Annotated in this window: 19 protein-coding genes, 1 tRNA gene and 3 pseudogenes; 11 read left to right on the top strand and 12 right to left on the bottom strand. The window is 37.1% G+C overall.

Annotated features, from left to right (window positions below):
* Nucleotides 1–47 precede the first annotated feature (47 nt).
* Nucleotides 48–1,181, top strand: a complete 1,134-nt coding sequence (locus tag HGD76_RS01830; protein WP_168694588.1) for an ISAs1-like element ISAsp2 family transposase — start codon at nucleotides 48–50, stop codon at nucleotides 1,179–1,181.
* A 279-nt stretch (nucleotides 1,182–1,460) separates the two neighbouring features.
* Here HGD76_RS01830 and HGD76_RS01825 read toward each other — a convergent pair.
* Nucleotides 1,461–2,351 (bottom strand): annotated as a pseudogene (locus tag HGD76_RS01825) (RNA-guided endonuclease InsQ/TnpB family protein); the annotation flags it as partial.
* 366 nt (nucleotides 2,352–2,717) lie between these two features.
* Between HGD76_RS01825 and HGD76_RS01820 the strand changes: the two are divergent.
* Genes HGD76_RS01820 through HGD76_RS01810 form a run of 3 tightly spaced genes read left to right on the top strand, consistent with a single transcriptional unit; the run spans nucleotide 2,718 to nucleotide 5,706 of the window.
* Entirely contained in the window at nucleotides 2,718–3,461 is a 744-nt protein-coding gene (locus HGD76_RS01820) for a C40 family peptidase (protein WP_168694790.1), read from the top strand.
* A 2-nt stretch (nucleotides 3,462–3,463) separates the two neighbouring features.
* Complete coding sequence (locus HGD76_RS01815) at nucleotides 3,464–4,438, top strand: glycosyltransferase family 2 protein (RefSeq protein ID WP_168694789.1); 975 nt, start codon at nucleotides 3,464–3,466, stop codon at nucleotides 4,436–4,438.
* Nucleotides 4,439–4,482: 44 nt separating this feature from the next.
* Nucleotides 4,483–5,706: an MFS transporter gene (locus HGD76_RS01810; protein WP_168694788.1), complete on the top strand. Its 1,224-nt coding sequence runs from the start codon at nucleotides 4,483–4,485 to the stop codon at nucleotides 5,704–5,706.
* A gap of 246 nt (nucleotides 5,707–5,952) precedes the next feature.
* Here HGD76_RS01810 and HGD76_RS01805 read toward each other — a convergent pair.
* A tRNA-Arg gene (locus HGD76_RS01805) sits at nucleotides 5,953–6,026 on the bottom strand.
* Nucleotides 6,027–6,063: 37 nt separating this feature from the next.
* Here HGD76_RS01805 and moaC point away from each other — a divergent pair.
* The 3 genes from moaC (at nucleotide 6,064) to HGD76_RS01790 (ending at nucleotide 7,501) form a co-directional block, all read left to right on the top strand.
* Nucleotides 6,064–6,558 (top strand): cyclic pyranopterin monophosphate synthase MoaC, encoded by a 495-nt coding sequence (moaC, locus tag HGD76_RS01800; RefSeq protein WP_168694787.1) that lies wholly within the window; start codon nucleotides 6,064–6,066, stop codon nucleotides 6,556–6,558.
* A 96-nt stretch (nucleotides 6,559–6,654) separates the two neighbouring features.
* A complete protein-coding gene (locus HGD76_RS01795) occupies nucleotides 6,655–6,984 on the top strand; it encodes a type II toxin-antitoxin system TacA family antitoxin (protein ID WP_168694786.1) in 330 nt (109 codons plus the stop codon).
* A complete protein-coding gene (locus HGD76_RS01790) occupies nucleotides 6,968–7,501 on the top strand; it encodes a GNAT family N-acetyltransferase (RefSeq protein WP_168694785.1) in 534 nt (177 codons plus the stop codon). The genes HGD76_RS01795 and HGD76_RS01790 overlap by 17 nt, the downstream gene beginning before the upstream one ends.
* 6 nt (nucleotides 7,502–7,507) lie before the next feature.
* On the opposite strand, the gene purU is transcribed toward HGD76_RS01790, so the two are convergent.
* From purU to HGD76_RS01760, 6 genes are all read right to left on the bottom strand, one after another.
* Nucleotides 7,508–8,362 (bottom strand): formyltetrahydrofolate deformylase, encoded by an 855-nt coding sequence (gene purU, locus HGD76_RS01785; protein ID WP_168694784.1) that lies wholly within the window; start codon nucleotides 8,360–8,362, stop codon nucleotides 7,508–7,510.
* 187 nt (nucleotides 8,363–8,549) lie between these two features.
* A complete protein-coding gene (locus HGD76_RS01780; protein WP_168694783.1) occupies nucleotides 8,550–9,158 on the bottom strand; it encodes a DUF4340 domain-containing protein in 609 nt (202 codons plus the stop codon).
* 28 nt (nucleotides 9,159–9,186) lie between these two features.
* Nucleotides 9,187–9,858 carry an aminotransferase class IV gene (locus HGD76_RS01775; RefSeq protein WP_168694782.1) on the bottom strand — a complete coding sequence of 224 codons (672 nt, stop codon included), beginning with the start codon at nucleotides 9,856–9,858 and terminating at the stop codon, nucleotides 9,187–9,189.
* Nucleotides 9,855–11,525, bottom strand: coding sequence for a GldG family protein (locus HGD76_RS01770; protein ID WP_168697333.1), 1,671 nt, complete (start codon nucleotides 11,523–11,525; stop codon nucleotides 9,855–9,857). The genes HGD76_RS01775 and HGD76_RS01770 overlap by 4 nt, the downstream gene beginning before the upstream one ends.
* Before the next feature lie 192 nt (nucleotides 11,526–11,717).
* Complete coding sequence (locus HGD76_RS01765; protein WP_168694781.1) at nucleotides 11,718–12,530, bottom strand: ABC transporter permease; 813 nt, start codon at nucleotides 12,528–12,530, stop codon at nucleotides 11,718–11,720.
* Nucleotides 12,531–13,526: an ABC transporter ATP-binding protein gene (locus tag HGD76_RS01760; protein ID WP_148762690.1), complete on the bottom strand. Its 996-nt coding sequence runs from the start codon at nucleotides 13,524–13,526 to the stop codon at nucleotides 12,531–12,533. It lies immediately after the preceding gene.
* A gap of 142 nt (nucleotides 13,527–13,668) precedes the next feature.
* On the opposite strand from HGD76_RS01760, the gene HGD76_RS01755 reads away from it, so the two are divergent.
* The 3 genes from HGD76_RS01755 to HGD76_RS01745 all read left to right on the top strand — a co-directional run bounded on the left by HGD76_RS01755 (nucleotide 13,669) and on the right by HGD76_RS01745 (nucleotide 16,913).
* Entirely contained in the window at nucleotides 13,669–16,299 is a 2,631-nt protein-coding gene (locus HGD76_RS01755) for an EAL domain-containing protein (protein WP_168694780.1), read from the top strand.
* A 126-nt stretch (nucleotides 16,300–16,425) separates the two neighbouring features.
* Nucleotides 16,426–16,683, top strand: coding sequence for a hypothetical protein (locus HGD76_RS01750; protein ID WP_148762694.1), 258 nt, complete (start codon nucleotides 16,426–16,428; stop codon nucleotides 16,681–16,683).
* A gap of 35 nt (nucleotides 16,684–16,718) precedes the next feature.
* A complete protein-coding gene (locus HGD76_RS01745) occupies nucleotides 16,719–16,913 on the top strand; it encodes a hypothetical protein (RefSeq protein ID WP_371415534.1) in 195 nt (64 codons plus the stop codon).
* Here HGD76_RS01745 and HGD76_RS25750 read toward each other — a convergent pair.
* The 4 genes and pseudogenes from HGD76_RS25750 to HGD76_RS01730 all read right to left on the bottom strand — a co-directional run bounded on the left by HGD76_RS25750 (nucleotide 16,910) and on the right by HGD76_RS01730 (nucleotide 18,899).
* Nucleotides 16,910–17,038, bottom strand: coding sequence for a hypothetical protein (locus tag HGD76_RS25750; RefSeq protein ID WP_267904313.1), 129 nt, complete (start codon nucleotides 17,036–17,038; stop codon nucleotides 16,910–16,912). The genes HGD76_RS01745 and HGD76_RS25750 overlap by 4 nt on opposite strands.
* 106 nt (nucleotides 17,039–17,144) lie before the next feature.
* Nucleotides 17,145–17,396: a transposase family protein gene (locus HGD76_RS01740; RefSeq protein ID WP_267904362.1), complete on the bottom strand. Its 252-nt coding sequence runs from the start codon at nucleotides 17,394–17,396 to the stop codon at nucleotides 17,145–17,147.
* A gap of 186 nt (nucleotides 17,397–17,582) precedes the next feature.
* Nucleotides 17,583–17,702, bottom strand: a pseudogene (locus HGD76_RS01735) (IS5/IS1182 family transposase); the annotation flags it as partial.
* Between the two features lie 243 nt (nucleotides 17,703–17,945).
* Nucleotides 17,946–18,899 (bottom strand): RsmB/NOP family class I SAM-dependent RNA methyltransferase, encoded by a 954-nt coding sequence (locus tag HGD76_RS01730; protein ID WP_168694778.1) that lies wholly within the window; start codon nucleotides 18,897–18,899, stop codon nucleotides 17,946–17,948.
* A 232-nt stretch (nucleotides 18,900–19,131) separates the two neighbouring features.
* Here HGD76_RS01730 and HGD76_RS01725 point away from each other — a divergent pair.
* Nucleotides 19,132–20,583 (top strand): annotated as a pseudogene (locus HGD76_RS01725) (DUF2157 domain-containing protein); the annotation flags it as partial.
* Nucleotides 20,584–21,287 lie beyond the last annotated feature (704 nt).

Raw genomic sequence — 21,287 nt, 5'->3', positions numbered from 1 at the left:
AGTTGAAGTGGTATTCTCAATAAAACTAAAGAGACAAAATTCACAAAATGAAGCTACCACCAAAAATCACAATAGTAGATCACTTTAAAGATTTAGAAGATAAAAGAGTTGAGAGAACAAAAAGGCATAAATTAATAGATATAGTAACCATTGCGATTTGTGCAGTGATCTGTGGAGTAGATAGTTGGGTATTGATGGAGGCTTATGGAAAAAAGAAAGAAAAATGGCTAAAACAATTTTTAGAACTTCCAAACGGGATTCCATCTCATGATACATTCGCCAGAGTATTTGCGAGAATAGATCCGCAACAATTTCAGAATTGTTTTTTGAGTTGGATAAAATCTATCAATAAAATTACAGAAGGAGAAGTCATAGCAATAGATGGGAAAACATTAAGGCATTCATATGATAAAGGAAAGGATAAAGGTGCGATTCACATGGTAAGTGCATGGGCAACTAGTAATAAATTAGTATTAGGACAATGTAAAGTAGAAGAAAAGTCAAATGAAATAACAGCCATACCGGAATTAATTAAAGTATTAGATATAGCCGGATGTTTAGTAACGATTGATGCGATGGGGTGTCAAAAAGAGATAGTAAAATCAATTGCAGAAAAATCAGGCGAATATATTATCGCACTCAAAAAGAATCAAGGTAATTTATATAAGAATGTAGAAGAAATCTTCAAAGAAGCTATATCTAAAGGGTTTGAGGGATTCAAATATAGTGAATTTCATACAAAAGAAGACAAACATGGAAGAGAAGAGATTCGTCATTATCTCATGTTATCAGACATAGAAGAAAGAATAGATACTGATAAGAAATGGGTAAATCTTCAAAGTGTAGGAATGGTAGAATATATACGAAAAGTTAATGGAAAAACGAAGGTTGAGACAGGCTATTATATAAGTAGTTTGACAAATAATGCGAAATTACTAGGAGAATCAGTCCGCACTCATTGGGGTATAGAGAATTCATTACACTGGGTTTTAGATGTAGCTTTTAGAGAAGATGATTGTCGGATAAGAAAGGATAATGCACCACAAAACTTTGCAGTTATTCGTCATATAGCAGTTAATCTTTTAGGAAAAGAAAAAAGCCAAAAACTAGGAACTAAAAGTAAGCAGTTTTGTGCAGGATGGGATGATGAATATTTAGAGAAGATTTTAGAATGTATCTGATAAAAATCAGAAAATATAGACAAATATAAATATAACCAATTTATTTTTCTGTTGATTCTACAATAGAATCTATATTTTTGATGCCAAAAAATATAGATATTAATATATAGAACTGAACAAAATAAATCCATCATTAAAAATAAATACTTACTCTAAATTTATGAAATTTTTATAATTTTAATAAAGGAATTTATCAGATTTTGAATGAAGTTAGATATTTTCCCATATTGATGCACTAATATAGTATTCTGTCAAGATAATTTAGATGCGTTTCCCCTGGACACGAAACTGATACCAAGATGCGTCGTTAATAGACTTGGCTAAACAATGATTTTTCACCATATTTTTAATTCTCAAATCTTCGTAGGATATCAAGTCGTTTGACTGAACTACGCACCGTGCTAATTTCACAGCATGGTCTTTACGTTTCCTACTTATTTTGAGGTGGCGTTTACCTAAAATCTGTCTAGCTTTGCCTCTATTTTTTGAACCTTTGACTTTTCTGGAAGCACGACGTTGTGAACGTTTAAGAATCTTTTCTCCAATACGCAGAAATTTAGGATTCTCAATCATCACACCATTGGAGTCAGTGTAGTATTCTTTCAAGCCTATATCTAATCCAACTGTATTTCCTGATGGAGTTATATCTTCTTGGCGATTAACATCAATGCAAAACTGACAATAATAGCCATCAGCCCGTTTGACTAACCTAACTCGTTTAATTTGATTTATTTGATAAAAATGCAAATCACGAGTCCCTTTGATCTTTAATCTACCAATACCTTTTTTATCAGTGAATGTGATAGATTTACGATCTTCTGAAAGCTTCCATCCTGATGTTTTGTATTCGACAGAACGGCAGTCTTTTTGAAACTGAGGATATCCCTTTAATCCAGGAATATTCTTTTTACAGTTATCGTAAAACCGAGAAATAGAAGACCATGCTCGTTCGGCACTGGCTTGTCGTGCCATTGAGTTAAGTTCATTAGCGAATGGAAAATTAGCCGCCAAAACAGCGCAATATTTCTGCAAGTCGTTTTTGCCCGTATCTTTTACGTCCATCCATAGCCGAATACAGCTATTCCGAACGAATTGAGCGGTGCGAATTGCATCATCTACTGCGCTAAATTGAACCGATTTCCCGTAAGTTTTGAACTCAAAAACTAGCATCGCTTTTACCTCCAACCTTATACTACTCTTCATGGTGTAAGATTGTCAAGATATTTAGCGGTACAAGATTTAAGGCGGTTAAGACCGCTCGTGTCGCTTATATCTCAGGGCTGAAGCCACTGAGCTTTACGCTTACCGGATACTTCTGTAATTAAATTACCCCCCTTAGTCCCCCCTTGGAAATGGGGGAAACCAGAAAATCCAGTTCCCTCCCCTTAACAAGGGGAGGGTTAGGGTGGGGTTAAAAATATTTGATACATCAATCATAACTTTTTAAACACCCTCTAACAGAAAGGTGATAAAATTACCATTATGTACATCTTTAAATCCTGTAAATTCTGATTTAGAAAATATTACATATTACTCATGTCTTTAAACTTATTAATTCCCCATTCTCCTACAACAGAATATCAATGTTTACGCGACCTCAATCTCTATAATTCTCCCGAATGCGTCAGTTTAACCACCCAAGCTGCAACAGGACGACATTTACGAATAACATCAAATCATCAAGATACAGCAGTTGAAGTTTGTTTATGTGAAGATAACTATCCAGGATGGTTATCTGTTCCAGATTTGCAGTTTCTCCAACCCGCAGAAACAGTATATCAACCCCAATTCATCTCAACCGCAGAAATTCAACAACACATACCCACAGTTATCGCTTTTACCCAAGCAGCAAAAGCACAAGACAATTATTATCTTTGGGGTGGCACAGTTGCACCTAATTATGACTGTTCTGGTTTAATGCAAGCAGCATTTAAATCCGTAGGTATTTGGCTACCAAGAGATGCTTATCAACAAGAAGCTTTTACCCAAACAATTGATATTAAAGAATTACAACCAGGGGATTTAATCTTTTTTGGTACTCCTCAAAAAGCCACCCACGTAGGATTATATTTGGGTAATAATTGCTATATTCACAGTTCAGGAAAAGATCAAGGACGCAACGGTATTGGTATTGACCAACTTTCGTCACAGGGAGACAAAGTTAGTCAGGCTTATTATCAACAACTACGCGGTGCTGGTAGAGTTATGAAAAGTTACTCCCCAGATCCCCGACTTCTTTTAGAAGTCGGGGATCTATTTCCCTTTCAAATCAGTTATTAGCAATGACCAATCACCAATCACCAACTTTAGATGTATCTATAGTTGTCCCCATAAAAGATGAGGTCGAAAGTTTACCCTTATTACTAGAAGCCATTTCTACGACTCTCACCGCTAGTGAATTGAATTATGAAATTATTTGTGTAGATGATGGTTCTAGTGATGGTACAGCAGAATTTCTCAAAGCACAAGCCCAAACGCGCACTGATTTAAAAGCGATCATTCTGCGACGTAACTATGGACAAACTGCGGCTATGTCTGCGGGTTTTAATTATGCTACAGCTAAAGTAATTGTGACTTTAGACGCTGATTTGCAAAATGACCCCGCTGATATTCCCATGTTATTAGCAAAGCTAGAGGAGGGTTATGATTTAGTTAGTGGTTGGCGGCAAAATCGTCAAGATGGGGCATTAAATCGGTTACTTCCTTCTAAAATCGCCAATTGGTTAATTCGTCGGGCTACAAGCGTCTATATTCATGATTATGGTTGTTCTTTGAAAGCTTATCGATCTGAATTGGTTGCAGATATGAATCTTTATGGAGAACTACACCGCTTTTTACCTGCATTGGCATATATTGAAGGGGCGAGAATTACAGAAGTACCTGTCCGTCATCATGCGCGACGCTTTGGAAAAAGTAAGTATGGCATATCGCGGACGTTCCGGGTATTGATGGATTTATTAACTATTCTGTTTATGAAGAAGTTTCTCACCCGTCCCATGCACGTTTTTGGGCTATTAGGCTTAATTTCTATGGTTTCTGGGGGAGGAATAGGTATATATTTGACTGTTATCAAATTGGCTTTTCATGTAGATATTGGTAGCCGTCCTTTATTGATTTTGGCAGTGTTGCTTTTAGTAACAGGAGTACAGCTATTTTGCTTCGGCCTTTTGGCAGAATTACTGATGCGGACCTATCATGAATCTCAAGGACGACCAATCTATCGGGTGCGGGAAGTTGTGGCGAAAAATATTAAGTAACGTAACAATAGAGAAATAATACTTTTTGCATTATTGCATCTGCCGTGAAAGCTTTTGATACTTTTGACGCTGAACTGCGAAAAAACCTGCTCATGTTATTTGCAGCGGGTTTGTTTTTCTGGTCAGGTTTGGCCTCGTTATTGCCTACCTTACCCTTATATATTGAACATATTGGTGCAAGCAAACAAGAAATTGGCATTGTTATGGGTAGCTTTGCCATTGGGATGTTGCTATGTCGCCCGTCAATGGGGGCTTTAGCAGATATACGGGGTCGTAAAATAGTATTATTGATTGGAATGTCCGTGGCAGCGATCGCTCCTTTGGGATATTTATGTGTAAAATCAATTATCCCCCTCATGGTAATTCGCTCCTTTCATGGCATTAGTATCGCTGCTTTTGCCACAGCTTACATTGCCTTAGTCAGTGATTTAGCACCAGAACACCGACGTGGGGAAGTTGTTGGTTACATGAGTTTGGTGAGTCCTTTAGGTGTGGGAATAGGTCCCGCTATCGGGGGATTTTTGCAAGCAAGTGCTGGTTATACTCCGTTATTTTTATCATCTGCGGCTTTAGGTGGCATGGGTTTATTATGTATAATCCCCATTGTCAATCCACCTATTATCACCAAACCACATAACAGCAAAAATGATAACTTTTGGCAAATATTAACTAGTCCTCGCGTGCGAATTCCGGCCATTGTCTTATTGCTGAGTGGTTTGACTTTAGGTAGTTTGCATACTTTTATCTCCCTATTTATCAAATCAACCGGCGTTGATTTAAATCCAGGTTTCTTTTTCTCTGCTGCCGCTGTCTCCAGTTTTAGTTGTAGATTATTTAGTGGTAAAGCTTCTGATAGATATGGTCGGGGTTTGTTTGTCACCATGAGTTTAATAGCTTATACACTCTCTATCATCTGCGTTTGGCAAGCAAATAACTCTTTCATGTTCTTATTAGGAGCATTGATGGAAGGTGCTGCTTCTGGTACACTCATTCCCATGATTTCTGTATTAATGACAGATAGGGCTTTACCCCATGAACGCGGGAGAATATTTGGTGCTTCCTTAATGGGATTTGATATCGGTTTGGCTATAGCTGGTCCAATTTTTGGTACATTTGCCGAAACCCTGGGTTATCGGAATATGTTTGGTTTGACTACGGGTTTAACTGTGATAGCCATGATCATCTTCCTTACCCAGTCTAGTCGTAATATCCCTCAATCTCTACGTTTTGCCTTTGGTCGCACAGAAGATATCTATGCTGTGAAATAATATCTTCAAAAATTAGATATGGATTATCAACAACCCTTGTAGAGACGTTTCATGGAACGTCTCTACGATATTTGTCACCAAATCTCTGTTAGAAACTACCAAATAAAAAAATATCCCAAAACTGACGCAAAAACCTGCTCTATTTCTTCTTTCTCTGTGTTCTCTGTGCCTCTGTGGTTCGTTTATTCAACCCATTAAAAATGCACAAACTCCAAAAAAGGAACTTGTGCATTTTTAATTATAAAATGGGCGAGGAGGGATTCGAACCCCCGACACCGTGGTTCGTAGCCACGTGCTCTAGTCCACTGAGCTACACACCCTTGACCCACGAATCTAATAATAGCACATACTTTCCCAATGACGCAAGCTAATTTTTCAAATTCTTTTCCACTAACCCATTTGGATGCCCAAGGAGAGGCTCAAATGGTTGATGTATCAGGCAAAGTCGCCACCATTCGCCAAGCTGTAGCCACTGGTAAGGTGCGAATGTTACCTGAGACGTTCGCCGCTATTCAAGCCGGTAACACCCCCAAGGGGAACGTTTTAGCAACTGCTAGGTTAGCGGGAATCATGGCTGCTAAACAGACAGCTAATTTAATTCCCCTTTGTCACCCCTTACCCTTACAGAAAATCACTGTGGAGATTATCCCCGATGCCCAACTACCTGGTTATCAAATTGATGCCACTGTCAAAACTAAAGCGGAAACTGGGGTAGAAATGGAAGCTTTAACAGCGGTGTCTATTGCCGCTTTAACTTTATATGATATGGCTAAAGCGTTAGAGAAATCAATTCAGATTGAAGCGATTCATTTAGTCAGTAAGACAGGTGGAAAGTCTGGAGATTGGGGATAGTTGACATTTGTTGAATAAATCAGTACACTATTATTTGTTAGGACATTTGCCGTACACTAAAGATTTACACATCACATTTATTGTGTAGAAAGTATCATGACTCACTCAGTGGCTAGAAACAGCCCAGAAAAATCCTTGCGTTCCAAATCAGAACGATTAGAAGCCCGTATCAGTCCAGAAAATAAGGAATTGTTTCAACGTGCGGCAGATATTCAAGGGCGAACACTTACAGATTTTGTAGTTAGTAGTCTTGTCAGTGCTGCAAACCAGATTATTCAGGAAAATGAAATCATGGTTTTAAGCAGAAAAGACCAAGAAATTTTTGTAGAAGCACTGCTTAATCCACCAGAACCCAGCGAAAAGTTACGGCTTGCGGCTCAACGCTACAAAAAGAATATGGGTGTAGTAAGTGCAGTTAACAGATAATTTTGATGCTTTTAATCATTATTTAATAGAGCCGCTAGGCAAAAAGCATAACCGCGCGGCTTTTTGTTCTGGTGTTGATAAACTAGATAAATATTTCCAAGCACAAGCTGGGCAAGATGCACGTAAACGGACAGCAGCCCCATTCGTTTTAGTAGAAAAAAATTCTGGTTTCGTCGCAGGTTATTATACATTATCAGCAACACGTATTAAACTAGGAGAATTGCCCATAGAAATCACGAAAAAACTACCAAAATATCCTGAACTTCCTGCTACCCTTTTAGGTAGATTAGCCGTTGATCAAAATCATCGTCAAAAAGGTTTGGGGGAAATGTTGTTAATGGATGCCTTATATCGGAGTTTGCAAAGTGAAATTGCGACAATTGCGGTAGTTGTTGATGCTAAAGATAATCAAGCCCATTCTTTTTATGAGCATTATCAATTCATTTGCTTTCCTGATTATTCTCATCGGCTTTTTTTGATGATGGAAACGATAGCGAAGATGATTAATTCAGATTAAATAAATTTACTCAAAAACTACCGTTCTATTTCCATAAACTAAAACGCGATTTTGTAAATGCAATCTCACCGCTCTTGCTAACACAATTCTTTCTAAATCTTTACCTTTTCTAATTAAATCATTCACCTCATCTCGATGACTTACCCGCACTACATCCTGTTCAATAATTGGTCCTGCATCTAAGTTAGGGGTAGCATAATGGGCTGTTGCACCAATAATTTTTACTCCTCTTTCAAAGGCGCGATGATAGGGATTAGCCCCAATAAATGCAGGTAAAAATGAATGATGGATATTAATAATTTGCGGGAATTTTTCAATAAAATCCGCGCTAACTATTTGCATATATTTGGCTAAAACTACTAAATCAATTTTGTATTCATGTAGTAATTCTAGTTGTTTAGCTTCTTGTTCTTGTTTATTGTCTTTAGTAATGGGTATATGATGGTAATCAATACCAAATTGTGCAACCACTGGTTGTAAATGGGGATGATTACTAATAATCAAAGGAATCTCTCCATGAAATTCTTTAGCGTGATATCTCCAAATTAAATCAAATAAACAATGATCTTGACGACTTACCCAAATAGCAATGCGGGGAAGAGTATCAGAAAAGTGTAATTCCCATTTTGCATTTAAAGATTGAGCAATAGCATTAAAAGCGGGAGCAATTAAATCTTTTGGTAAATTAAATCCTTTTAATTGCCATTCTATGCGAGTTAAAAATAATCCAGCTTCAAAATCTGTATGCTGATCTGCATGAGTAATATTGCCACCATGATCATAGATGAAATTGGCAAATTTCGCTACCAATCCCTTTTGATCTGGACAAGAAATTAATAAAGTTGCTGTTTGTTTTGTCATTGAAAATAAGAAATAATAATTTTTGCTATTTGAAATCTCGTTCCCAGTCTCTGACTGGGAATGCTATCACAGAGGCTCTGCCTCGACTATAATTGAGAGCAGAACCTTCTAGAATTGCCCCGACTATAATGAAGGCAGAGCCTTCTAGAATCCATTCCCATACAGAGTATGGGAACGAGATTATACATTATTTATTTGTAGGAGTTGGGGAAGGAAGATTAGGTAATGGTTGTATATCAATCTTTTCTGCTGGTTGTTTCCATTCAGATATGTCTCGATTGACTGCATTTACAAAATCTTTAGACACTAACAATAAGTTCATATTTTTGTTACTATCAGCTTGAGCATATAAAAATTGATTATTAAAATCACCTTTACCTAAAATCAATTGATGGCTTTGTTGATTTTTTAGTTTAATATCAATAGTTGCTACAGGTTTATCTAAAGCAAATTCTGATAATTCAGCGGATGAAATTAATACTGTTCTTTCACTTTTACCGTTAACTAATAAATCCATTAAGTAAGAAACAATTGCATCATTTGCTAGTGCTGATATGGGAGATTTGATTTCCCATTGGGGGTTTTCAGATGTATTTCTTCTTTCTAGTTGTAATGTTGTCTCCTTAATTTTAATTGTTAAAGATTGGACATCATCAGCGGTAAAAGCGAAAATTTTCTGGTTTTGGATTTTTATTTCTGCTTGCTGATTTTTTCCTTTGATTTCATGAAAGTAGACAAAACCACCCAAACCCAGGGCTAAAAGTATTAAAATCAAAGTTGTTTTTGGAAATTTCATATTGAATATTAATTAATAAATTACCTAATTAGTGAGAAATTAAAACTGCTTCTCGCCATTTTTTCACTGAGTTAATTATATAGATGCGATTGCTATATTTTAACGTTTCCATTGTCATAATTTCTTCTCTAATTTTACCTTTGTCAAGTAAATTAGCGCGAAAAGTTCCGGCTAACAAACCACATTTTACCGGAGGTGTCAGCAATTCTCCATTTAACTCCACCACAATATTACCAATAGAGGTTTCTGTAATTTCACCTCTTTCATTCCACAATAAAACATCATCACAATCAGGAAAAGCGGCTTTTGCTATTTCATAAACTTGGCGATTAGTCGTTTTATGATACAAAAATATATTAGTAGAGTCAACAGGTGTGCAACACATACCTAATTTGACTAGTTCTTGATTTTTCACAGGAGATAAAGACATAGTTTGATATGTAATCTCACCATCAGAATTTAACAGTAATCGCACTTTATAAGCTTGATTTAAAAATGATTCTGCTAATTTATTAAGTTGAGTTTTTAGGCTATTTATATCAACACTAAAATCAAAGTAAATTGCTGAATTTTTTAACCGTTGTAAATGATAATCTAAGACAAAATAACCATCATGAGCTTGCCATAATATTGTTTCTAAAAGTAAAAAATCTGATTGATTTAATGAGAAACCATCATGAATTACTAATTGATTTTTCATCGGCGTTTCCACCAAATCACAAAACCTGTTCCTAAACCAATTAAAGGTAATAAAAACACGGCAGCTATTGTTAATAAGTTAGCCTCAAGAGTGGAGATAACAATCCGGCGATTTTTTGGTTCTTTAGGACGAATTGAAAGAAGTTGTTGATCTTGTTGACTTAGCCAACTAACTGAGTTTAAGAATACATCTCCATTTAATTGTTGTTCAAATAAACCATCAGCGGCAAAATTTGAGTTTCCAAATACTACTAATCTTGACTCTTTCGCAGTAGGTTGAGAAGTTGTGGAAATTGGACTTGGTGAATTTGTGGAAATTGGACTTGGTGAATTTGTGGGAATTGGACTTGGTGAAGTTGTGGAAATTGGATTTGGTAAAGTTGTGGGAATTGGACTTGGTAAAGTTGTGGGAATTGGATTTGATAACTTTCTAGTTAATGCTACTCCTAAAGTTAAAGGTCCTTTTAAGTCTTGACCTTCATTAAATTCTAATTTTTCACTTTTCTGATCACTTTCTGCCCAACTGCTAGGGTAGGGTTTGGTTTTCAATAAAGCCATAGACTCGATACCAGGAACAGGATCAATTTCCAAAGGACGAGTTAAGGGATATACAGAAATATTTTTCCCAAAATCTTTAGTAATAGGATGTTGTCCATATTCTGTTACTAAGATAGCAGCGGGTCCTAGTTGCAAATTTGCCCCAGAAGTGTCAATGGCCAAACGATTATCTAAACGCACACCCCAATCTTTTAAAATAGTGTCTATTTTCGGGTTGGTATTAGGATCAATCATCAATAATAAGTTACCACCACGATTAAGATAATTTTGTAAAGCTATGACTTCCCCTGTCAATAATTCTTTCTTTGGTCCAGCGACAACTATAACAGTAGCATCATCAGGAACTTGTGGCTGTTCTGCTAAATTTAAAGCTGATGTTGTCAAGTTTTTATCGGTTAATCCTTGAATTGCTTGGGAAATTGCTCCTTTACTAGCTGTAAGTGGATGTTCACCATGACCTTGAAGAAAGTAAACTTTAGCAGTTGTAGAACTGGTAATTTGTTGTAAACGAGTAGTTAATTTTATTTCTGACAACCGTTCATTTTCATTAATTATCTGGACTAATTGCCGTTTGTTTTGAAATTCAAGATAAACTCCACCATAATCTTTAACACCAAATTTTTCTGCTATTCCTGGCTTTAATTGAGGATCAAGATACTCAAATTTAAATTTATTACTTTGACGATGATAGTTATCTAATAATTCTCGATCTTGAAGATTTTGTTCTTTACTGAATAACCAAACTTTCATTGTTTGGGGTAAATTACTCACTAATTCCCTTGATTGAGGGGATAGAGTAAATAATTGACTATCTGTTAAATCTAGCCGCAAATGATAGCGAATACCTAAAAAATTAATTAATCCCAAGATAACTAATACTGATAAGGTAGCGACTAAAGCATTAGTACCAGATTGGGTAGAACGTTTTTGCCACCATTTACTTTGTTGACTTTGTATTATTATCCATAGGCTACAAATTACTAGGCCTAGTATTGTTAATAATAAAGGGATTATCCCCCATTTTTCTGATATTAAACCAATGGTTAACCCAGCAGCTAAAAAGAATGGTCCGAGCCAAAATACAAGTTTCCAAAGTTTATTTTTATTCATTAGGGAACGGGGAATAGGGGAAGTGGGGGAAGTGGGGGAAGTGGGGGAAGTGGGGGAAGTGGGGGAAGTGGGGGAAGTAGGGGAAGTAGGGGGAGTAGGGGGAGTAGGGGGAGTAGGGGAAGTAGAGGGGAGAAAGAATTTTCCCAATGACAACTGACAACTGACAACTGACAACTGACTACTGACTACTGACTACTGACGTTGAAAACGAAGTGCATCAATTGATTGGGCAGTGAGAAAAATACCTAAAATAATGTAACTGGCAAATAAAATCAAGCCGCTAGTATCAAAAATTCCTTGAATCAGAGTGTTGTAATGTTTAAGCAGAGATAGATGACTCACGGCTTCACCAATTGGTCCAGGAATGGCTTTGGCAATTAAATCAATGAATAACAGCAAAATCACGACGGCAAAGGTAAGAACAGCCGATAAAATTGTACTGTCTGTTAATGAGGAAATAAACATTCCTAAAGACAAAATCGCTGCTGCTAGTGAGAGTAATCCTAAATGACCAAGTAAGGGAATTATGGGTGATATGGGTGGATTGGAACTAGATAAAGCGATCGCTTCCAATCCTATTAATGGTAAAATCATTGTCAAGAAAAATGTTAATACCCCTAATAATTTACCCACAGCCACAGCCCAATTGGTAATTGGTGATGTGGCTAATAGTTCCAAAGTTCCTCGTTTGCGTTCTTCAGCATAGAGTCCCATTGAGAGAATAGGCAATACAAATAACATTAACCATCCCATTCTATCTAAAAATGCCCGCACAAATTCATAGGGAACATCTATTGTTGGGGCGGGAACTCCCATTTGTTGCCCTTGGAAATCATAACTAGAAACTGTGACTAAAATTCCTTCTGGTCCTAACAAAATCATCACGAAAAATAAACCAGCTAAAAACCAAAATGCACTAGCTATTCCATAGGCTAATGGGGAAACAAAATAACTCTGTAGTTCTCGACGATAAATGGCAATAATATTGGCGATGACTATACCCATTTATGCAGTTTCTCCTTCTTCAATTTCTGAAGTTATCTCTGGTGGTAAATGCTTTTCTGCTGTAGTTAATTCTAAGAAAACATCTTCTAGTGTGGCATTTATTCGCCGCATTTCATATAAATCAAATCCAGCCCGAATTAAAGCCGCCGTAATTTCTTTTCCTGGTTCTATTCCTGGCTGTAATATGACTCGTAAGCAAGTATGATTTTCTGATAATTGCTGATGGTTAGGCATTAATTCTACTAAACTTACACCGGATATATTTTGCAGCATTTGTTTAGCTAAAGCTGCTTCTCCACCGATTTCTAACTCATATCCTGCCCCAACTGTTAACTGTGTCATTAAATTTTCTGGGGTATTAGTTGCAACTATTTTCCCCCGATTAATAATGGCAACTCGGTTACAGGTCATACTCACTTCTGGTAGAATATGAGTAGATAAAATTATAGTGTGTGTTCCTGCTAAACTTTTAATTAAGTTCCGCACTTCGATAATTTGCCGGGGATCAAGACCAACAGTAGGTTCATCAAGAATAATTGCTGGGGGATCATGAACGATCGCTTGGGCAATCCCCACTCTTTGCCGATAGCCTTTAGAGAGTTTGCGAATAATGACTTTGCGCTTATCTTCTAAGTTACAGCGCTTAATGGCTGCTGTTACTTTTGTCGGGCGATCGCCTGAAGAAACTCCCTTAATCCGAGCAACAAAGTGTAAAAACCCTTCCACCGTCATCTCTGGATATAATGGCGGCGTTTCCGGTAAATAACCAATTCGCTGCCGCACCAACAGAGAATGATCATGGACATCATAACCCGCAATCTTCACTGTCCCACTAGTGGCAGGTAAATAACCGGCTAAAATTCGCATAGTTGTGGTTTTACCAGCCCCATTAGGACCCAAAAACCCCAAAATTTCCCCCGGTTCTACGCTAAAGGTAACATCCGTAATTGCCGTTGTCGAACCGTAAATTTTACTCAGATGCTCAACTTCAATCATTTGCCCAATCACCAATCATGAGAATACCCACATAATCTTAGCTTCTGTTCCCTGTTCGTTGTTCCCTTTTTTTGTAATAATTCAGAATATAGAAAAATTTTTACGTAAATTATTCAAATACATAGGACTGTAAGGAAAACCCATGGAAGGGAATGAGACGGAAAAAATTCGCCATTTATTAGTTGTCCAAGATCCAAAAGGGCAGCGCACTCTTCCCTTGCTAGAAGCAACATACTCTCTAGGAAGGGATTTAAGAAATGCTATTGTTCTTTATTCTCCGTCTGTATCCAGACAACACGCGATTTTATTAAGGGTAACAATCCCCAATACTGATCAATATGGGTTTAGGATTATTGATGGTAACTTCCAAGGGAAAAAAAGCACTAACGGTTTATTTGTAAATGGCCATAAATGTCTTCATCATAATCTTCAAAATGGAGATGTTATTGCATTTGATAGTCACACTCAAGCTAAATACTATGTAATTACTAATCTTTCGGAGCAAATATTTTCTGAATCTTGTGGAACTGGTGACTTGTCTAATTTCCTTTCTGGTAAGGTAAATTCTCTTTCTCACGTTAGTAAAGCTATTATGGAAAATATTAATTTTGAAGCTGCTAGTGAGACAGCTTTAGCCCGCCTAGCTTCTTTTCCTGAACTTATTCCTAATGCTATTATTGAAATGGATTTAGCAGGAAGAGTAACATATGTAAATCCGGCAGCAGTGGCCAAATTTCCGAACTTGAGGCAGATAGCTCAGGAACACCCAATTTTGACCCAATTATTAACAGCAGTTAAGAATCAAGCGCAAAATTCCTTTGTCCGGGAAGTAACAGTTGGTAACCAAATTTTTGAACAATCTGTTCATTACTTACCTGAAAGTAATTTAATTAGAACTTTTATTATTAGAGAAATTACTGAGCAAAAACAAGCTGAACTAGAACTAAAACAACGCGATCGCCTATTACAAGCAGTAGCGGAAGCGGCAAATTATTTATTAGCAGAAATGAACTATGATCTAGCTATCGAAAAAGCACTGGCAGCATTAGGAGAAGCTACCAATGTAGAACGAGTTTATCTATTCCAAAATCATCCCCATCCAGTGAGCGGAGAAATGTCCATTAGTATGCAGTGTGAATGGATTAAATCTGGTGCAGAAACTTCCCACTCCCATTGGCAAAATCAGTCTTATCAAACCCCTGGATTAGAACGGTGGTATAGCAAACTTTTTCAAGGTGAGACTATTAGCGACTTTACCCAAATATTTTCCCCGGAGGAACAAAAACTGCTTATGGGAGATAATATTAAATCCCTTCTATTTGTACCGCTAAGATTAGAAACACAGTTCTGGGGCTGTTTGGGTTTAGTTGAATGCAAATCAGAGCGTTATTGGTCAAAACATGAAGAATCTAGCCTGATCACAATGGCCGCAAGTATTAGTGGCGCTCGTCAACGTCAGCAAGTAGAGGAAAAGATCCGCTATCAGGCCATGCACGACTTACTGACTGGACTGCCCAATCGGTTACGATTCAACGATATCCTCAACCAAGGCATCCAAAAAATAATTCAGCCAGAAGAAAGTATTGCCGTGATGTTCCTGGATCTGGATCGCTTTAAAATTATCAATGATACTTTGGGGCATACAGTCGGAGATAATTTATTAAAAATTGTCGCCCAAAGAATCAGAGACACAATTAGAATTGAAGATGTTGTGGCTCGTTGGGGTGGTGATGAATTCACTATTTTCTTACCACGAGTAACTGAAATTCCACCCATTATCCAAATAGCTAAAAATATTCTCCAGACTTTAGAAGATGCTTTTTATATTAACGGACATGAACTTTATATTAGTTCTAGTATTGGCATAGCCCTATTGGGTAAAGATAGTCCTGATGCCGAAACCCTCATTCAACACGCAGACGCGGCGTTATATTATGCTAAGAATCAAGGCAGAAATAATTACCAATTTTATAAAGAATCTCTCAGTCAAAAAAATCCCGAATTATTGAAGTTAGAAAAAAATTTACGCCATGCCATAAAACGCAAAGAATTGATGGTTTACTATCAGCCTCGTGTTAATATTACCACGGGTAAAATTACAGGCATGGAGGCTTTATTGCGTTGGAATCACTCAGAAATGGGTGTAATTTCTCCCGCTGTTTTTATTCCTCTAGCGGAAAAAAGCGGTTTAATTATCTCTATTGGTGAATGGGCATTACGTCAGGCTTGTATACAAAATAAAGCTTGGCAAGATGCAGGATATCAACCAATTACAATTGCCGTTAATCTTTCTCCTGGGCAATTTCGCCAACCTAAGTTAGTAGAAATATTAACTGATATTTTAACAGAAACTCAACTAAAACCAGAATTTTTAGAATTAGAAATTACGGAAACTACAGCGATAGCTGATATCAATTTCACGACAACTGCACTCCAAAATTTAGCAGAAATGGGGTTACTTTTGGCCATTGATGACTTTGGTACAGGCTATTCTTCCCTAAATCGCTTAAAAGTCTTACCATTCCATAACTTAAAAATTGATCAATCTTTTATCAGAGAACTAACTACAGATCCAAAAGTTGCTCATATTATCCAAGCGATAGTTACCCTAGGACAATCTTTAGGATTGAGATTAATCGCTGAAGGTGTAGAACATCCCGCAGAATTAGAATTTTTACGCTCGATTCACTGTGATGAAGTCCAAGGATACCTATTATATCGTCCACTGTCAGTTGAACAAGCTACAGAAGCTTTGAAAAATGAAAATAAATAGTTATAGGCGGCAGGCAAAATTAATTATATAAAAGATTTGGATTTAATGTAGGGGTAGCGCCCCCGTGCCTACCCCGTGCCTACTAAAATAAGTGAAAAGATAACTTAGTCAGGAACAGATGAAATCATGAGAGTTTGGTTTGTATGCTTTTTTGTTCTGTTTGCATTCGCAGAGTTTTTTAAGTGGTTACAAGGTTTTTCTGTCCCATTACCAATATATATTTTAGGTGGGGCATTTTTAGCTGTTGCCTCTAACTATGATCAGATTTTTGGTTATAACCTCAGCAATATTTCTACAATCAACCCGGTGGAAGTACCCCAGGAAATACCTAAGTTGGAATCAGCAGCAAATTCAACCCTAATTTCTTTAAAGACTTCCAATTAAAAAAATATCCCAAAATTTCTTGTAGTGCGGGCATCTTGCCCGCTAATAATAAAAGGACGATGTTAGATACTGGCTTTACAGGTTTTCTAGCAATTAATAAACAAGATTTAGAAGGACTATATTGGCAATTTCTTCGTAAAAAGGTGGTTGGAATTTTTGCCTTTGGTGGTGAATTTTCAAGTTGGTATTTTGACTTTGGGATAATTACAATTAGCTTATTAAGTAGCTAATGTCTATCTACATCAACAGCTTCAGATTCAATTTTATTAACCTCTTCTCCGATTTGATAGGTAATTATTAGACCTGTCCGAAAATTTAAAAAGCAGTCTGTTTCTGGCTTTGAGGATGTTTTCATGTCAGCCAGACTTGATGTAATTATGAGGGCTAGAGATAGTTACTGTTAGTATAGCCCGGAAAAAATGCTGATGGTTATTTCATAATCTGCATACTTTTAAAACACATCATAAATTTGGTAAAATTAGAGAATCAATTCGTAACCTAACCAATCCACAAATCGTCAGTATTACTTTTTCATAAGTATCTTTATGAAGACGAAATCTTTCTGATGCTATGCGAAAAATCTTAATAACTCTTATGATACGCTCTACAAAAATTCGTTTACTAGACAGTTTTTTGTTTGCCTCTTTCTGTTCATCTGTTAATTCTTTATTCCTGGGCTTTTTCTTAGGTGTAGTCATATTATCTCCACCTATATAAGAGGATGTTTTAAAAGTTTTTAATGTGTAAACAGACCCCTCTCCAAACCTCTCCCCTACCAGGGGAGAGGCTTTAAAACCCCCATTCCCTTGTAGGGAAGGGGGGAAGGGGGGTTAGGTTTTTGGAGATTATGGGTTTCATATAATACTTTTCAAACAACCTCTAAGAGACCTTTGGTTCTTTTTGTTAATAGTTTGAAATTCTTTGAGAGTTTTAACCATTTTCTTAAAAGTCTTTCTTCTCACTCCAAAGCGACGCTTAAATGCTCTTGGTTTTAGTTGTTGGATGGATTTATAGTTCATTTTTTCATCACCTCAGATTCTGATAATGACAGAATTTGATTTTATCTTTTTTTGGTGATGTTTTTTCTGTCAGACGTTCCGCGATTACAACTATCGCTACAAATACCCCAGGTATCAATCTTTTTAGTTATCTCACCCCATTAAGATTAAAAAAATCAACCATCATAACACAAAATCAATTCTGCAAGAGGTCTAATGTCAATCACACGCAGGTGGGCTTTATTCCGATAGCATCCAAAAATATTACATATTTTGATATCTCCACATAGCAGACATAGTGTCTAAATCAATCCCGTTCATATCACCTTCCGCCGTATTTTTAAACAACGCCGTAAAAGCACCAGCACCCAACCGATATTGAGGAAACATCCGATAACGAGGAATACTAGTTAAACGAGATTGAAAAGTAGATAAATGCTCAACTTCCACCGCTTGAAAATGCGGAAACCGTTCCAAAAACCATTCACAAACCTGCTCATTTTCTTCAGCAGAATAAGTACAAGTCATATAAGCCAAATAACCTTGAGGGGCAACAACTTGGGCAGAATTAGCAATAATCCGTTTTTGACGATTTGCACTTTTATTAATTGAAGTCGCGTGAAAACATCCCGGTGCTTTCTCATTTTTAGCTAGTAAAGATTGCCCAGTACAAGGGGCATCAACTATCACCAAATTACTCGAAGCTGGCAATAATTCCGCAAAAATACTCGAATCCCTATTTATTACCCCACTAGGTTTAATTTGACAACGTTTTAAATTAGAAATTAACATCCCCAACCGCTTACCAATCACCTCATTAGTAATTAATAAATCAGGTTTTAAAGCCCTCCAAGCAAACACACTTTTACCACCAGGGGCAGCACACATATCAAAAACTACAGATATTGATTCGGGAATTGCCAACAAAACAGAAGCAGAAAATACCGAAGAAAAATCTAAACAGTAAAAATATCCTTGTTCATGGAGAGAATGCTTACCTGGTTTTTCTCCCAAAGATAACCTATCTACAAAATGCGGTTGCCAATGTGTTGGTGTTTGCACATTAAAAGGCGAAATATCGGGTTTATCTTGACACCACAGAATACAAGGTGCAAAAGGTTGAGGATGAACTAAAGCATCAATAAACTTTGTTTGTTCATCTACATTTGCAAATAACTGTCGCGTAACTTTAAGCAATAAATTAGAAGGTTTTTGCATATTAATTTCTACCAAATTAAATCAGAAGAGAAACTGTTACATGAGAACAATGCAATCAATATATTTGGCTGCATACTAAAAAGACATTGACCGATATTCAAATGGCGTTTGCAAAGTTCGTCCGGTATGGCTTCTGGCTTTTGGCTAGAAGCTAACCTTGTTTTAATGCTTGTCAAACTCATACCAAATTAAGATTTTAGATTTGGTATTCCACTTATGTACCGGAGAGGTCATGATATTTAACAATTTTCAGCAAAAACTCCGCCAAGAATCACAACGTTGGCGAGACGAAGGAATTATTAATTCTTCCCAGTATGACCAAATAGCCAAGCGGCATCAATTTAATAAGATAGAAGAATCTACCCGTGATAGTTTTGGTGTGATTGCCATTGTCATTGGCGGTTTACTATTAGGCTTAGGTTTAATGACCCTTGTGGGCGCAAATTGGCAGGGTTGGTCACGGGATGTTAAGTTTATCTTGTTAATGAGTTTATTTCTCTCCACAGCCATTACTGGGTTTTTGACTTGGCGAGAACCTACACTTACCACAAATCAGGGTAAAAAATCTCAAGAGGGTAAACGGGTACTCGGAGAAGCATTGTTAATTCTCAGTGCTTTTATTTTAGGGGCAACCCTCATGTTAATGGGGCAAATATTCAATATTAGCGGTTCAGCTTCTGAGTTATTTTTAGCTTGGGGGTTTGGAGTGTTAGTCATGGCTTATAGTCTTTCCCTCAATTCCTTGGGAATTATGGCCATTGTCCTCATTCAAATCGGTTATTGGATAGGAATTGGTAATTTAGGATCTGAATCTGGGGAACTGACTTGGGCGCGGTTAGCTGTGCGCCATATGCCCTTACTATCATGGTTACTGTTTGTTCCCTTAGCTTATATTTGCAGATCCCGGTGGATTTTTGGCATGGGAGTTGTGGCATTTATTATATCTTTGCAATATAACCTCAGACCTTTACCACTCTTAACATTTTCTGATCTAGCTTCTTGGATAGCTTCCTTTGCTTTGGCTTTGCCACCTGCCTTACTTTGGAGTTATGACGATTTACTTTTTCCCACAGTTAATTATAGATTGTTTCAACCTCTGGCACGTAATTTAGGCTTGATCTGTTTTGGGGTAGTTTTCTATCTTTTGTCTTTTCGTTCTCAATGGGAATCTGTAGACTCTAGTAGCAGTTTATCATTTTTAAATCCCTTCGATCAAACTAGTAATTTATCGAATGTATTGCCATCTTTACCCATTATTGATTTAGGAATTCTCAGCGGTTTGGCAGTGTTGCAATGGTTGTTTCTAATTCGTCAAAGCAACAGTCCACTTCGTCGGGAAGTATTTTTCAGAATTGGCATTATTACTACTTTTTTGGGGTTCATTCTGATTACTCCCTTTTGGCATCAAGCTATCACCAGAATTACTGAACTAGGCATTTTTATCTTCAACATTTTGTTGGCAATATTAGCCTGGGGATTAGTTCAAGAAGGGTTGAAATTACGGAAAAGAACCGCCTTTTGGTGTGGTATATTATTATTTACCTTGCAAATCATCAGCCGGGTTTTAGAATATAATACTGAGGTTCTTTTCCGGGCTTTAGTATTTGGTATTTGCGGTTATTCTCTCATTGCAGCCGGACTTTGGTTTGAAAGTCGTTTTACTACTTCTAAAACTAGTAATAGTGGTGGTAGCGGGAATAGCGGAAATAGCGGGAATAGCGGAAATAGCGGGAATAGCGGAAATAGTGGAAATAGCGGTGGTAGCGGGAATAGCGGAAATAGCGGTGGTAGCGGGAATAGCGGAAATAGCGGTGGTAGCGGGAATAGCGGAAATAGTGGGAATAGCGGGAATAGCGGGAATAGCGGGAATAGCGGGAATAGTGGTGGTAGCGGGAATAGTGGAAATAGCGGTGGTAGCGGGAATAGTGGTGGTAGTGGGAATAGCGTGAATAGCGTGAATACTGGGAATAAAAGTAGTCATGGAGACAATAGCGATAACAGAGGTGATAAAAGAAGCAATAGTGGGAGTGATTACAGAAGTAGTAGTGGAGGCAATAACGATAATAGAGGTGACAAAAGAAGCAATAGTGGGAGTGATTATAGAAGTAGTAGTGGAGGCAATAACGATAATAGAGGTGACAAAAGAAGCAATAGTGGGAGTGATTGGAGTGATTATAGAAGTAGTAGAGGAGACAATAGCGATAATAGAGGTGACAAAAGAAGCAATAGTGGGAGTGATTATAGAAGTAGTAGAGGAGATAATAGAGATGACAACAGACGTGATAACAGAGGTGATTAATGGGATAATTTTCAATCAGAATGAAGACATATTCATCAAGAATAATTCAGCAGTTAAAACAAATTAATAGGGGATATTCTGCCGGATAT

This window comes from Dolichospermum flos-aquae CCAP 1403/13F (assembly GCF_012516395.1).
Lineage (GTDB): Bacteria > Cyanobacteriota > Cyanobacteriia > Cyanobacteriales > Nostocaceae > Dolichospermum > Dolichospermum lemmermannii.
The sequence above is the reverse complement of the archived record's forward strand: the minus strand, read 5'-3'. Positions and strand labels throughout refer to the sequence as shown.